This is a genomic window from Shewanella sp. ULN5 (assembly GCF_030731885.1).
GTDB lineage: Bacteria > Pseudomonadota > Gammaproteobacteria > Enterobacterales > Shewanellaceae > Shewanella > Shewanella holmiensis.
On record NZ_JAPJEE010000020.1, the window covers coordinates 17,983 to 33,455 of the forward strand.

Here is a 15,473-nt window from a genome sequence, read left to right on the forward strand (position 1 = left end):
GATGTTATAGCACACCTAAGCTCAACGCGAGGTTGGAATGACGGCTTATGTGAGGTTTTTAACTCGCCATAATAGCTTTTTTTCGTATAAGGATTGGTCAAGCATTTAAATCTTGCTAAAATCGGCGCAAATTTAGAGGAGTCTTAACAATGTCAATGTATGTAGTGGGTCATAAAATCCCTGATTCAGATTCAATTTGTGGTGCAATCGCGTTAGCTTATTTAAAAAATCAAATTGGCGAACCTGCAATTGCTGCACGTTTAGGTGAGTTATCACCTGAGACGGCATTTATTCTAGACCGTTTTGGCTTTGACGCTCCTGAGTATAAAACCAGTTACGCTGGCGAAAATGTCTATATTGTTGACCATTCTGAGATCACCCAAGCGCCAGACGATATAGCTCAAGCCACTATCGTAGGTATTGTTGATCATCATAAGCTAGGCGATTTAACCACATCTACACCGTTAGAGTGTTGGATCCGTCCAGTGGGCTGTAGTAACACTGTGATTAAGATGATGTATGATTTCTATCAAGTAGAAATTCCAGCAAACATTGCTGGCATCATGATGTGTGCCATTTTAAGCGATACCGTTATTTTCAAATCACCCACCTGCACTACTGCTGATATTCGTTGCGTTGAAGCACTAGCTGAAATCGCCGGCATTGAAGACTTTAAAGAATTAGGCATGGACATGTTTAAAGTGAAGTCTGCTGTTGAAGGTACACCTGTACGTGATCTTGTGATGCGTGATTTTAAAGACTTCAACATGAACGGTAATCTAGTGGGTATTGGCCAATTAGAAGTAATCGACTTAGCTGTATTTGATGCCATTAAAGCTGATTTAGCAGCAGATATTGCGGCACTTAAACAAGAAGGCAATCGTCACAGTGTGTTATTGCTACTGACAGATATCATGAAAGAAGGCAGTGAAATGCTGGTTATTTCTGACAGTGCTGACCTCACCGAACGTGCATACGGCAAAGCGACTGTAGACGGTAAAGTGTGGTTAGATGGGGTATTGAGCCGTAAAAAGCAAGTTGTGCCATCACTGCAGCAAGCATTTGCTTAAGCTTATATCATAGGTGTTCATCCGTTAAGTTGTTAATAGACTAACGGATACAAAAAAGTCAGCTATTTTTAGCTGACTTTTTTATTGGCTAGCTTGTTATTATCTGACAGTTGCTATCGACACAAATTGCACAATGGGCTTTTTACTCATCACCCATAACGGCTGGTTAAGCTTAAGTGAATTGTAGCTAAGCAATCTAAGCCCAAATTCACTCAATGGTTGTTAGCATGTTTACTCAGGTTCATCGACTAAACATAAAGGTTGAGTAGCGAACAATTGCGGTGTCAGTATTGGCAACATGCCCTTAAGCACTTGCAAAGGTAATGCTGAAGTAAAACTGAAATCATCTGCTTTGGATCCCGGTACGAAGGCGGTTAAGGTACCAAAGTAGTTATCACCTAAGTAAAACACGAAGGTTGCGGTGCGGTTCATCGCGGTAGATGACACTTTGCGGCCATTGCGTATTTCAGTAGCAATACGGTTATCACCTGTGCCCGTTTTACCTCCTAAGCGTACAATATGACCCTCTGCATTGATAATGCTGTCTTTTAAGCGTCTTGCAGTGCCCTTTTCAACCACATTGGCGAGAGCATTTTTTAACGCCATTGCCACTTCAGGGCGCAAGGCTTGAATCGGCTGTTTAATGTCATTAGCAAACTTCACTTCATACGGGGTGTCTTGGGCAAAGTGCAATTTTTCAATGCGCATGGTTGGGGCTCGCACACCATCGTTTTGAATAATACCCATTAACTCGGCAAGTGCCGCCGGGCGATCGCCAGAGCTGCCTAATGCAGAACCGAGTGAAGGCACGATAAAATCAAATGGATACCCCATTCGTTGCCAGCGCTGATGGATACTTAAAAATGCTTCTACCTCTAACATCACTTTAATCCGTTGATCACGGGCATTTTGATGACGAGTGCGGAATAACCAGCGATAAACTTCAAGCAGTGTTGCCTGACTGTCTTCTAACACCTGGGTTAACTTGGCATCAGGGTAATCATTTAAATAGCTTAAAACCCATAATTCTAATGGATGCACCCGCGCAATAAAGCCCTGATCGGCCAAATTGAATTTATCTTGGCCATATTTATTGTATAGGCTATTGATCTGCTTATCAGTTTGCGGTTTTTCAGGCATTCTTTCGCGCAAAAACTGCTTTAAATCCTCGGTACTTTTATAGGGTTGTAAGTATCGATAAGTAGCCGATAAGCGATGTTCAGACGCTTGCACACCATTAAAGAAAGTCTCTAATCTGGCCTGTGGGGCTAAATTTTGATATTTGCGATAAAAACGGCGGACAAAAGTGCTGCCTTCACGTTTGGCAAAGGCTTTTAAGTATTCTTCACGGCGCGGATCTTTATCATTTCGCAGTAACTGCGCCATACTACCTTCGCTGTTATAACTGCTACTGTAGTTAACTATGTCTTGCATCAGGCGCACAAACGGCAAGTTTACTGAGTCTTGTAAGGCTTCATATAACGTGGGGTTGCGAGTATTTTCTTTCTTTTGAAAGTTGTTAAACGCATGCAAACCACCGCCGGTAAAGAAACGCTCATCAACCGATGCCGAGTACTTTCGTTGTAATGCAGCATCTAACATACGGGTTAAGTTTCTGTCACGGGTTTCAATGAGATAATCGACCACCCAACGAGTAATTTTGTCTTTAGGTTCTACATCTATACGGTATAAATCGGCCACAGTTTTATCTGCAAAACGCTGTTGCAGCTCAGCCACAATATCAAGGTAAGTAGCTAACACCCTTAACTTGGCGGTTGACCCTAATTCAAGCTTACTGCCTTCATTAATATCAAAAGGTTGGTCGGTGCTGTCGGTTTGCACCCTCACCCGATTCACACCGCGATCTTTTTCAAATAACGTAAAGCTATACAACACGTTAGGCAGTTGATCTGGGGTAAGTAATCGCTCACCTAACAATCCAACTTTCTGGGCATTCTCCTGAGTGCCTAGGCCACGTAAGTAATCACCCACTTGCTGCTGTAAATCACCATGGAAAGTTGATTGCACGGTTAAATCTAGGCGGTCTAAATCAAATAAGTTGCTTGATAACATGCCTGCGGTTCTTATCCGCACTGCATTCACCCCTTTGTTATTCGGCTTGTCTGGCACACCTTTACGGCGGTCAAACTTGAGCTTTTGTTGCATCGCCGAGTTCATCAATTGCGGGTCGATTAGTGCATAACTCACCAGTAAACGTAGGTGGCTATCAACCAGTTTTTCTAAATCATCGTGCCCCTGTAATAGGTAGTAAGAGGGGCGACGCTGGGCAATCATTAATGCCACAATTTGCCTAAAAACCTGGCCACGTTCATCAGCGGTTTTAGGATTATGCGGCGACATTAATAACTGATTTGCTCGATTAAAATCGGTTTTAAACCAAGCCCATAAACCATCACCAATACCATGAACTTCGCCAAAGCCTGGCGCTGAAGATAACGGCACTGTGTTTAAGTAGTCTTGAACAATCCGCTGCCTTGCTGCCAAGGTGTTCTCACCTTGCTGATACACGCGCACCATCGCCGAGCCAATTTGCAGTAACTTGTCTTCAATACTGGAGGTTAAACCAAACTCAGAATGACGGAATTTTTCAATCTGGGTCGCCAATGTACTGCCACCCGCTTTTGACATATTAACGCCAACTTTTTCGGCAATTTGCTTAATGCTGGCAACCACAAATCGTGGCCAGTCGATCACGGGGTTGTGGTTAGGCTCAGGATTCCATAGCTCACGGTTTTCAATAAATAATAAGGTATTAGTGACTTCGCTGGGGATAAGATCACTATCTTGATACGCTCTGCTTGGATACAGTGCATCAAATACATTCTCATCACGACAGTCTTTAATGATTAAACCTGATTGGGCTTTTTCATGGTATGGCGGGAAAAAGCCATAGCGGGTGTAGTCCATCAACATGGGCGAAAAGCTGGCTTGCTGTTCAATAATGAAGCCATTTTTAACCAATTTATCTATATACTGGGGTAACTTAGTGTAGCCATGACGAATATCAAATGGCCCATACTGCGGATAAATCACTTTATCGCTAGCAAAAGGCACCACCTGATAAGTCAACTGTGTACCGTAATGGTTAACTAATTTAGATTGATAGTGAGAGGTTTTAACTTCAAAGGAAACAAAAACACCCACCGCCACTAATAAGCTAATGAGAAGAAAGATAAACAGCAGTTTACCTCTACGGCTAGATTTGGCTTTTTGCTTTTGTTGAGAAGATTGAGGCCGATAATTATCAAACTTCATATCTAGATTTGGATCTGACACAATCACTCCATTGAAAACCAAAACACTGACAACATGCCAGCAATGCATCCGCAATTTGAATATAACACAAAATTGCCACTGCATTTTATCAGATAGCGATAGTGTTGAGATAGATGGGTAATCACTAAGAAGTGTCTTTTTATCGGTTTATGGCCCCAAAAGACCATAAATGTCCATTTTACTAAGATAAGTTAATAGGTAACAGCCAATGAAGTGTGAACCTTTGCTAAGATTAGGCTTAGCCATGTGGTCTCAAACACAGTGGAAACAAAGCCTTTACGGCGATGCGCCCATCTCAGCGCGGTTAGCCCAATATTCACAAATATTTAATACCGTGGAGGGCAATACTACATTTTATGCTTTACCTAAACTTGCTACAGCAATGACTTGGCGTGATGCTGTGCCAGATACATTTAAGTTCACCTTTAAATTACCCAAACAAATCACCCATGATTTACAACTGCAAAATGCCCAAGCAGATTTAAGCCATTTTTTTAATGTCATGGCGCCATTAATTGAAAAAACCGCCATTTGGAAAATTCAGCTACCAGCAACGTTTGGCCCAAATGCACTTCCCACTTTAGCGACGTTTTTACAACAACTACCAGCCAATATGCAGTTTGGTGTGGAAGTACGTCATCGGGCATTTTTTAGCAAAGGCGAAGCGGAAAAAGCACTCAATCGTTTACTGTTCGAACATCAATGTAATCGCATTATTATGGATAGCCGTCCACTATTTGCCGCCGTTCCTAACAACCCTGTGTTAATTGATGTTCAACAAAAAAAGCCTAAGGTACCTGTGCATCCCATTGCCACAGCAAATCAGCCTGTGGTGCGTTTTATTGGCCAATTAGATGAAGATGTTAATAGTGCATTTTTTCAAAAATGGTGTAATAAACTGGCCCTGTGGATTACTGAAGGTAAACAGCCTTATGTCTTTATCCATACCCCTGATAATGTGTACGCCCCAGAATTAGCCGCACGCTTAAATGACATGCTAATAGACACCTTAAGCGATTTACCCACAATCAATTTAATCGACCCAGCGCCCAATCAGGCTGATCAGTTAGACTTGTTATTCTAAACCCACTCAAACCTATATTAGGTTAGCGCCTGAAAAAACTTCGGACACTTAACGCTTTAGTTAAGCAATCCATTGCGATTTATCATTAATGAGCGACTTCTAAGTTTAATCATGCGAAGCCCAAATTAAATGGATAAAAAAGCCAGTTGGGGATACCTACTGGCTTAATAAAACATTTAATCTATTTGATAACTCGGCTAGTTAACTAAAGCTATCAGTATATTGTTGATCAAAAAGGGCTTGGTTGACTTTATTACCTTTTAGACGTTCAACCACCAAATAGTTAACAGGCACTAATATCAAGGTGATAAAAGTGGCAAAGATAATCCCAAAGCCCAATGATATCGCCATGGGGATTAAAAACTGTGCTTGGGTCGATTGTTCTAAAAGCAGCGGCATTAGCCCCATAAAGGTGGTTAAACTGGTCAGCATTACAGGCCTAAATCGTTTGGCTCCTGCGGTTAACACGGCTTGCACTAAATCCATGCCCTCTGCGCGTTTTTTATTAATAAAATCTACCAGCACCAGTGAGTCGTTAACCACAACCCCAACTAAAGCCAGCATTCCCAATATACTGAATATGGTTAAAGGTGAGCCCATAAACCAGTGGCCTATGACGGCACCAATTAAACCAAATGGGATCACACTCATCACTATAAGTGGCTGAATGTAAGATTTAAAAGGTATCGCCAATAGGCTGTAGATCATAAATAAAACAAATACCAAGCCCCATTGTAACGAGCCAAAACTATCACTTTGCTCGCGAGCTTCTCCTTCTAGCGAATGTCTAACACCTGGATATTGCACCATTAAATTATCAAGGTAATCCTTCAGATCCGCTTGAAGTACCGTCATATTGGTATTTTCTTTATCGACGTCTGCAGTCACATTTAACACTCGATATCGATCAATACGCCGAATACTTGATGGGCTTTTTCCTGAAGTCATTGTCGCCACATGGCCTAGCGGCACCTGCATTCCCTGACTCGTAGTGATCAACACCTTTTTAAGGTCGTCCAATGACTGGCGTTCGTTAAGCGGTAAACGCACCATAACTCGAACATCATCACGTCCACGCTGGATCCTCTGCACCTCTGAACCAAAATAATAGCTTCTTACTTGGCTGGAAACCTCTTGACGAGTTAACCCTAGCGCTTTTCCCTGTTCCGTTAGTTCGATTAACAGCTCTTCTTTACCATTAGACAGGCTATCTGAAATATCAAACACCGTCGGATAGGTTTTTAAGTGCTCTTTCACTTTATCTGCAACTTCACTAAGCGTATCCAGAGAGTTAGCATTGAGTTGTATGTCGATAGGATCAGAACTACGTCCAATTTCAGCACGGTAAGTGACAGATTCTGCCCCAGGAATTTCGCCAACACTGCGACGCCATTCGCTCAATAATTGCCGAGAGGTAATGTCTGACTTTCTTTTCTCTGCTGGTGTTATTTCAAACCGCACTTCACCCGCATTGGATATACCGCCGCGGCCACCTGTGGTGGCCAAAATATTAATGATGACACTTTCACCCGTGTCCTCATCGGTATACTTTTCTTGTAAAAATTCAGCTTTGGCAGCAATGCTAATGATATGAGCATTGATCACTTCAAAGGGGGTGCCTGCTGGCATGGTCAAGTCTAGTCGCACTGTTTCACTAGGGATGCGCGGGAAGAAAGTAAACTTAGTCCATCCGGTTGCTAATAAAGCCGCGATGATGAATAACACACTGATAAACAAACTCAAGGTTGCGGCTTTATGCTTTAATGCGATACGTAAAATGGGTTGATAAAACTGAATAATCGCCCGCTCGAAACCATCAGCAAATTGTTGTTGTAGTTGTTCTAGTTTGTTGTAGTTTTCCTTCTCATGACGCAATTTAATATTTTTAAGATGAGCGGGAAGTACGAACTTAGATTCAATGAGTGAAAACAATAATACGGGGATCACCACGATAGCAATTTGCCCAAATATCGCACCGCGTGTGCCTTCAATAAACAGCATAGGTAAGAATGCCGTTACCGTTGTGAGAATGCCAAAGGTCACCGGCGCGGCAACCTCTTGTGTGCCTAATATCGCTGCTTGCTCACCATTTTCAGCCGTTTTAAGGTGAGTGTAGATATTCTCGCCAGTGACAATCGCATCATCGACCACAATCCCCAACACTAAGATAAATCCAAAAAGACTGATTACATTGAGCGATACACCAAAAAAGGGCATAAAGATAAAAGCGCCCATAAAGGATACCGGAATACCAATAAACACCCAAAATGCGATTGACGGCCGTAAAAATAGCGTCAATAGCAAGAGTACTAATATTCCGCCCTGCAGTGCACTGCTAGTTAAGGTTGCAATGCGGTTCTTTACAATTTCAGAATCATCATCCCAATAACTTAATCCATAGCCTTCAGGTAGTGTTGCCTGACGCGAATCAATGTAGTTTTTGACCTTATCGGCAACATCGATCGCGCTTTGCTGGCCAATACGATAAACATCAATAAAAGCGGCTTGCTGGCCGTTAAAGCGAGTTCTGACAGGTGTTTCTTCAAAGCCATCAACCACATTGGCTATATCTCCTAGCCGAATAATGGTGCCATCAGCTGCTGTTTTGATGGCAATATTAGCAAATTCATCCTTGTAGTATGCTTGGCCTTTGGAGCGCAATAAAATATCACCACCTTGGGTTTTTAAATTACCCGCAGAAATATCAGTACTTGAAGCATTAATGGCACGGGAGACTTCTGCTAAGGTTAAATTGTATTGGCGCAATTTGTTTTGTGATAAATCTAGCGAGACCTCATAGTCACGCACACCACTTAAATCTAACTGTGTTACCCCATCAAGGCGAAGCAGCTCATCACGTACAACTTCGGCAAATTGTCTGGTCTCTTTTTCACTATATTTTCCTGTAACCGTTACGGCTATGACTTCACGCTTACGCTGGGCTAGGGCAACAACGGGTTTTTCAGCATCAACAGGAAAGGTGTTAATGGCATCAACACGACTTTTTATGTCTGCCAACATTTCACGAGGGTCGTAACCGCTTTCAACCTCAATAAACACTTGAGATGATGATTCTGAAGAATTAGAAGTGATTTTTTTAATCCCTTCAAGATCTTGCACCGCCTCTTCAACACGAATCGTAACCCCTTTTTCAACATCTTCAGGCGTAGCGCCACGAAGCGATATTCCTACGGACACCATTTCAGACTCAACCGTGGGAAAGACTTCAAGTGGAATACGCGTTGAAAGGGAGCCTAAACCTAATACCAACAGCAGCAACATTAATAGGTTGGCTGCGACATGGTTTTTAGTAAACCAAGCAATCATCTTAGTGGCTCCTGGTTAGTGGTTGCTTTTGCAGGTGAATCACCGGGTTTTGTCTTTGCTAATATCGTCACAGGTGTACCTGAACTCACTAACCCTAGAGTGGTAATAACCAGCTCATCACCACGGTTTAAACCGGTCTTAATGACTGCATCTTGGCTATTTTGCCAGAGAGTGGTGACCTCTTTACGTAATAACTTGCCATCGTTAACCACGTAAACATAGGTGCCTTGATATATCGCTTTCGTAGGAATAACTAACACTTGATCTAATTTTTTACCGGCTATATTTGCGGTCAGATATTGGCCTATTTTTAACGGAATAGGTTGATTACTTTGATAATTAAAAGGTTCGTCAATTTGCGCAACCACATAAAGTTGTTGTGAACTGCTATCTATGGCACCTTCGGTGCGAATTAACTGTCCTTTCCAATTCTGGATCCCGATTAAGTCTGATTCAAAGGTGACAGTAGCCACTTCAGACTTACCTTGCTCAGGCAGTTCCACTAGCGATAAATCACTATTGTTTATAGGTAAACGAATTTCGACATAGTCGGTGGCATAGATAATTGCCAATTGCCCATTGGTTGTCACGACTCGACCAATATCAACATGCTTTTCTAAAATACGTCCCGAAAAAGGTGCTACGATTTTAGTTCGCTCTAATGCTAAGTTGGCTTTTTCAAGTTTCGCTTGGTTAGATAGCATAGCAGCTCTTGCTGCCGCTAATTGCGGTTCACGTAACACAAGTGAAGTGGGTTCTCGGCCGTTGCTAAGACGTTGCCAATCAGCCAAAGCTTGATTAGTTCGCGCCTGCTCTTCTAGTAATTGTTGTCTAGCCAGTAGTAATCCCGCTTCAGCAATTTTAACTTCCGCTTGATAGTCTCTGTCATCAAGCTGAACTAACACCTCACCTTTTTCGAAAAAGCCACCTTCACGAAAATTAGGGCTAATAGAGAGGATTTGCCCAGAAGCCTGAGTCACTAACGAGCTTTGCGTTCGTGGCTTTACCACCCCGAAACTGCCCACCTGAACTTGATAATCTTGGGGGTTAAGCACTTGAGTCTCAACCGTCATGGCCGCAACAGCCATTGGTTTTCCACGCTTTGAGGTGGGTGGATTTGCAGTGATAAGTGCAATGATCACAATAGCCAAGACAATAATACCGACTGGGATAAGGTATTTCTTATTCATCATATTTTATTCTTCTTCTGTAACACTGGCATCAAGATCGCCACCCAACGCAAGGTGTAAGCCGATTCGGTTGGCAATAATTTGGTTTTTTAAGCTAATGACGGAGCTTTGAGCCACAAATGCACGATTCTGAGCATCCAATACCGTGGTGTAACTGACCAATCCACTTTGGTATTGCTCAAACGATAAGGTTTCAGCTTGAAGCGCATTATCTTGGGCTTTTAACGTAGCACGATATTGTTGCTGCAGACTGGCATCGAGATCGAGGTTATTTTCAACCACTTCAAAAGCACTAAATAGTGTACTTAAGTACTGCTGTTCTTGTTGTTTGAGGATCAGTTTTTGTTGTTCAGTTTGTGACTTTAACCGGCCAGCATTAAAAATGGGTGCCGTAATTCCAGCAAACACCGACCAAGAGCTATAATCCCCATTTAATAGGTTACCAATGTCACTGCTAACACTGCTGATATCGCCTCCCAACCGTAATGATGGGTAGCGTTGTTTTTGTGTATAAGCGACCAAAGCATCTTGTGCCAACAGCTGATACCAAGCCGCTTGTAGTTGAGGTTTACGTTTAACTAACTCACTGGGCACGCCAATTTTAATCCCCTGAGGCAATAAAGGCAGTGCGGCATCAATCACTAACGCCCCTGCTGGATAACCACCTAACAAACGTTCTAAAGTTCTTATGTCTTTATTAAGTTGGCTGCGCTGTGACAAAAGATTTGAATTTTCACTGTGGAATTCATTTTGAGTTAAATATACATCAAGCGCGGTATTTAGCCCTTGTAGATAGCCCGATTCTATAATCTCAAAATTCAGTTGAGCGTTCTCAGTTCGGCGTTCAAAAAGCTTAACTAACTCTTGCGATGTTACCACTTTGTAGTAGGCGATAATCACATCGGCAACCAATGAATCTCTTGCTTGTTGATAGTTAGCCTGCGCGGTCAATAAATTTAATTTTGATGCTCTGGCACTATCAGATAACTTGCCCCAGATGTCTAATTCATAGCTGAGATCTAAACTCAGATTGTTGATGGTTGACTGAGTGTCATTATCACCACTTCTACGACTATTGGCGGCAAGGCTTAACTCGGGCCAAAAGTTTGAGTCACTGATATTGCGCTGTTGCTTTTTGACTTCAACGTCTAACGCAAGCTGGATCAATTGCTGGTTGCGATTTAGCCCAATACTGATCAGCTCAAACAACTGCTCTGTTGCAATTGGCGTAACCCAAGTTTGATTGTCTTTAAGTGACTTAGCATCGGTATGCCAAGACAGAGGAAGTTGTGGCTTAACCAAAGGGTCATCCACATATGAAGCGCTACTGCAAGCCATTAAGAAAACTAAGGCAGTTGTAACAGCCAGAAGGTTAAAATGTCTGTTCATTAACGGTAAATCCATTTTTATTTTTATTAATGACTTAATGGAGTGAAATTGTTACGTATTTGATTCTAAATAGATCACTATTTAATTAATACCGCTATGATCTAACTTTGCATAGTTTTACATAAGTCCTGCCCAGTGTGTCGATTTTTAGCGTTAATGGTGGGAGTTGATTATTGGGGTAGAGGGTTGCACTACAGCACCGAACCGTATTAACGTTTTGACGCTTGTACACTGGGTATTGTTTGTCAGCTTTTTTACAGACAAAAAAACGCCAACATGATGTTGGCGTTTTTTGTTTAGTGGATGAACGGCTTCACTCGCTAAGGCTTAATTCGACTAGCGAGCTTGATACTCTGCATAATAAGCATCAAGCACGGCTCTTGTTTCACGACCAATTAGCTCATAATCATGGTGAGTTAAGTTGGCTAGTGATACCCGTACTGAAGAGTGAACAACATCAAACCCTTTACCAGGAAGTAAAATCACCCCGGTTTTGTGTGCTAACACAAAGAGGAAGTCTTTACCTTTGTTGTTGTCTTTAAACCATTGTACAAACTCTTCACCGTAAAGTTTGCCACCTAATGTGTCTAACTCGAGTAAGGTATAGTAATCAACACGGTCTTCGTTTTCTTCAATTTCAACGCCCATGTTTTTATACAAGGTTGTGTAACGTTCACGAATAATACGTTTACAGGCCGCTTTGTAGTTATCTTCTAAATCCATTAAACAACTTAATGAAAATAATGCCATTTGCACCTGTTGTGGTAATGCTAAACCTGCTGTGTGGTTTAGGGCTACAGCACGGCTATCGGCAACGATACGGTCAATAAACTTAATGTCTCGTGGTTCTGGCGTTAGCGTTTTATAACGGTTATCTAACTGTAATTGATGTGCTTCTGGTAACGCGCGCATTGCATCATCAAATACGTTTTCATAATGAATACCAATAGTACCTAAACGCCAACCTGTTGCACCAAAGTATTTTGAGAATGAATACACACATAAGGTGTTGTATGGCAATTTGGCAAATAGCGAAATAAAGTTGTCTGCAAATGTGCCATAAACATCATCTGTAATGATGAACAAGTCTTTGCGCTGTGTGTTAACAAAGTCGGTTAAACGGTCTAGCGTATCGTTTGAAAATTTAACCGATGCAGGGTTTGCAGGGTTAACCACACACAATAGTTTGATCCCGGTATCTGCTAATTTTTCAATTTCAGATTGGGGTAACTGCCATGTTTTTTCATCTAAGCGTAATTCAACAATTTCTAGCTCATATTCAACAAGCTCTGGAATTTCCAAATAAGGCGTAAAGATTGGCGTCACTAACGCCACTTTGTCACCTTTTTTAAGTAAACCATTGTTAAACATTGATGCAAATGTATAAGCCATTGATGCTGTGCCACCTTCAGTAGCGAACAGGTCAAAGTCTGTTGTCATTGGCATTGGACCATACATTTCTTCCCCTATGTACTGCTTAACCACTTTTTCAATGTTGGTTAACATACGTGAAGGAACTGGGTAGTTACAGGCTAAAAACGCGTTTACAAATTCGTGTAAAAAAGCTTGCTTATCGATGCCTAAACGGTCATTAGCATAGCTAATTGCTTTTTGTAAAAACTTAACGCCATCTCTGTTTAGGTTTTCTTTTGCAAAAGTGTCAAAACGTTCTACAACGCCAACACCATCAGGAATACCACCAAAACCTTCGTTTAAGTATGAGTAGCTGCGCTCTGACTCTTCGATAGCAAAATCGCCTAAACGTAAGAATGCTTTGCGCGGTAAGGTCGCTAAGAAATTTGGGTTACCACGACCCGCATCTAATAAAATACGATCTGGAACGGCTTTAGCCACTTCAATCAATTTATCTTTTAACTCAAATGGGCTTAAGTTAGCGAATTTAGTGAAATCAATTGTTGGTAACGCTTGGGTGTTTGATGTAGTCATAATATTTTACCTATTTATCAATTTAAAAGGGTGAATTTGGGGGGTGATAATCGATAAGAGGAGACGTCACTCTCATCGACTATCTAGGGTAATTATTGGGTTGAAATAATGCCGACAATGATTGGACCCCAAAGGGTGAGTAATACATTGGCGATGGCGTAAGTGACCGTGAAAGCAAATACTGGTGTCGCATTACCTGCTTTTTCAAGTAGGGCTGCAAAGCCTGGGTTAGCACTACGGCCTCCCGCAACACAAGCGAGCGCTTCAATCGGGTTTTTAATCTTTAATACGTAATACGAAATAAAGAACGAAACGATTTGTGGAATAATGGTTACCGCGACACCTAGGAACAATAAGGTTAAACCGTTTTCTTTAACCATATCGATTGCCTGAGGTCCTGCTTGTAGTCCCACCACCCCGACGAATACGGCTAAACCAAAATCACGTAAGAAGTTAGAAGCCCCTAATGGCAGTGTTGCCATATTAGGTTTACGGCTACGTAACCAACCGACGAACAGACCTGAAACCAAACAACCTGCACCTGAACCAATCGTGACTGGAATACCGGCTATTTCAAAGTTAATCAGACCAATCAATAAGCCACCTACCATACCTAAACCAAACAGTACGTAGTCAGTTGAAAATAATGAAACTAAACGCTTACCAATGCTTTTTTCGATACGGTTAATATCTTTTGCAGAGCCCGTAACTTGAATAATGTCATTTTTATGGACGATAAAATCGGCTGAAATATTTTGCGAGTTACCACCACGGATCACGTCGGTAACATACACACCACGTAAGGTATCCACGTTAGTTTCAGCTTTAATCTGTGCAAGTGTTTTACCAATTAATTGCTTGTCATTAGCAACAAGTTGACGATTTTCTTCAATTAATACGGTGCCACGTGGTAATGCCACTTCATGCTTGGCTGACTCTATGTGTCCAGCGATAGCTTGGCGAAGACCGGTTACCACTAAGATGTCACCCGCTTTTATCACCACTGATTTATCAATTTCAATGTTTTGACCATCACGTGAAATCATTTCGATAGCGGTATCAAGCAGATCACCGTTTACAGTTTGAATATCTTGACCAATTAATTGACTGTCTGTTGGAATTTTATAAGCACGTGACACAAGATCTGTCATCGCATTAAATTCACCTGGCGCCAGCTCAGGCTTACCGTCAGACATTTTTTCAGCTAGCTTGAGTGCTTCTTCACGGATATCCCACTTCATGAATGATGGAATTAACCATGACACCATTAAAATTGGGCCTAACGAACCAAAGATGTATGTTACTGCATAACCTACTGCAACATTAGTTTGCATCAAGCTTTTAGCTTCTTCGGTCATGCCACCTAATTGAGATATCGCATCACCAGCAGTACCAATAATGGCTGATTGAGTTAAGCCACCCGCCGCAAGACCGGCTGCTGTTCCGCTGTCTAAATCAAATAACTTGGCTGCAACTAGTACAGTAATTAAGCCTGTAACTGTCATCACCACTGCTGAAAGCAGAATATTAATCGTTTTAAAGTTTAATGCCCCGAAGAACTGTGGGCCGCCTTGATAACCTACGGCGTAGATAAATAAAGCGAAAAATATGGTTTTGACACCAGGGTCTATTTGCACACCAAATTGACCGATCAACACACCCATCAATAAGGTTCCGGCAATACCACCAAGGACAAAACGCCCTATGGTTATTTTACCGACTAGGTACCCCAGTGCGAGTGTAATAAACAGTGCAATGTAGGGCGAAATAGCAAAAAGATTGCTGATAGTACTCATAATCAATGCTGCCTTCATTGTTAACTAAATTAGGGACGATGTTTTAAAGGAACATCGCTGGTTTATAGATACAGGTGAGAAACCACATCAAGCTACCAGAACACTGTGACGCCGGTATTACCCAAATGTCTCTCTTTGCCTTGGAAGCGATAATATCGTCGGAGGAATGTTTAAATGAATCGCATTTGATGGACTGAACCATTCAAACACATCAAACACATCAAACACATCAAACACATAACAAATAAGCTACTGAATGATAAGTAATTTTAATATTGTTAATTTGAGATTTAAGTGATGTACAAATAAAAAAACTTTAAAAAACAATCAAAATGATGATTATGTAAAAAATGGTGCCAATAAACTCAGAAAA

General features: G+C 41.6%; 8 protein-coding genes. 2 read left to right on the forward strand and 6 right to left on the reverse strand.

Annotated features, from left to right (window positions below):
* Positions 1-149 precede the first annotated feature (149 nt).
* Complete coding sequence (locus ORI98_RS15860; RefSeq protein WP_306135878.1) at positions 150-1,070, forward strand: manganese-dependent inorganic pyrophosphatase; 921 nt, start codon at positions 150-152, stop codon at positions 1,068-1,070.
* 231 nt (positions 1,071-1,301) lie between these two features.
* On the opposite strand, the gene ORI98_RS15865 is transcribed toward ORI98_RS15860, so the two are convergent.
* Complete coding sequence (locus tag ORI98_RS15865; protein WP_371931180.1) at positions 1,302-4,367, reverse strand: transglycosylase domain-containing protein; 3,066 nt, start codon at positions 4,365-4,367, stop codon at positions 1,302-1,304.
* 244 nt (positions 4,368-4,611) lie between these two features.
* Between ORI98_RS15865 and ORI98_RS15870 the strand changes: the two genes are divergently transcribed.
* The gene (locus ORI98_RS15870) at positions 4,612-5,451 is read left to right on the forward strand and encodes a DUF72 domain-containing protein (protein WP_306135879.1); all 840 of its coding nucleotides are present in this window, start codon (positions 4,612-4,614) and stop codon (positions 5,449-5,451) included.
* 201 nt (positions 5,452-5,652) lie between these two features.
* Here the strand turns inward: ORI98_RS15870 and ORI98_RS15875 are convergent, their stop codons facing one another.
* The 5 genes from ORI98_RS15875 to aspT all read right to left on the reverse strand — a co-directional run bounded on the left by ORI98_RS15875 (position 5,653) and on the right by aspT (position 15,100).
* Positions 5,653-8,778, reverse strand: coding sequence for an efflux RND transporter permease subunit (locus ORI98_RS15875; RefSeq protein WP_261298726.1), 3,126 nt, complete (start codon positions 8,776-8,778; stop codon positions 5,653-5,655).
* Positions 8,775-9,971: an efflux RND transporter periplasmic adaptor subunit gene (locus tag ORI98_RS15880; RefSeq protein ID WP_306135880.1), complete on the reverse strand. Its 1,197-nt coding sequence runs from the start codon at positions 9,969-9,971 to the stop codon at positions 8,775-8,777. Before ORI98_RS15880 ends, ORI98_RS15875 begins: the two co-directional genes overlap by 4 nt.
* A gap of 3 nt (positions 9,972-9,974) precedes the next feature.
* Positions 9,975-11,357, reverse strand: coding sequence for a TolC family protein (locus ORI98_RS15885; RefSeq protein ID WP_306135881.1), 1,383 nt, complete (start codon positions 11,355-11,357; stop codon positions 9,975-9,977).
* Between the two features lie 336 nt (positions 11,358-11,693).
* A complete protein-coding gene (locus ORI98_RS15890; RefSeq protein WP_261298729.1) occupies positions 11,694-13,304 on the reverse strand; it encodes a bifunctional aspartate transaminase/aspartate 4-decarboxylase in 1,611 nt (536 codons plus the stop codon).
* Between the two features lie 92 nt (positions 13,305-13,396).
* Positions 13,397-15,100: an aspartate-alanine antiporter gene (gene aspT, locus ORI98_RS15895; protein ID WP_306135882.1), complete on the reverse strand. Its 1,704-nt coding sequence runs from the start codon at positions 15,098-15,100 to the stop codon at positions 13,397-13,399.
* Positions 15,101-15,473: the final 373 nt, after the last annotated feature.

Coding starts and splice junctions, on each gene's coding strand:
- ORI98_RS15860 (WP_306135878.1), top strand. CDS start 150: ATGTCAATGTATGTAGTGGGTCATAAAATCCCTGATTCAGATTCAATT.
- ORI98_RS15870 (WP_306135879.1), top strand. CDS start 4,612: ATGTGGTCTCAAACACAGTGGAAACAAAGCCTTTACGGCGATGCGCCC.
- ORI98_RS15875 (WP_261298726.1), bottom strand. CDS start 8,778: ATGATTGCTTGGTTTACTAAAAACCATGTCGCAGCCAACCTATTAATG.
- ORI98_RS15880 (WP_306135880.1), bottom strand. CDS start 9,971: ATGATGAATAAGAAATACCTTATCCCAGTCGGTATTATTGTCTTGGCT.
- ORI98_RS15885 (WP_306135881.1), bottom strand. CDS start 11,357: ATGAACAGACATTTTAACCTTCTGGCTGTTACAACTGCCTTAGTTTTC.
- ORI98_RS15890 (WP_261298729.1), bottom strand. CDS start 13,304: ATGACTACATCAAACACCCAAGCGTTACCAACAATTGATTTCACTAAA.
- aspT (WP_306135882.1), bottom strand. CDS start 15,100: ATGAGTACTATCAGCAATCTTTTTGCTATTTCGCCCTACATTGCACTG.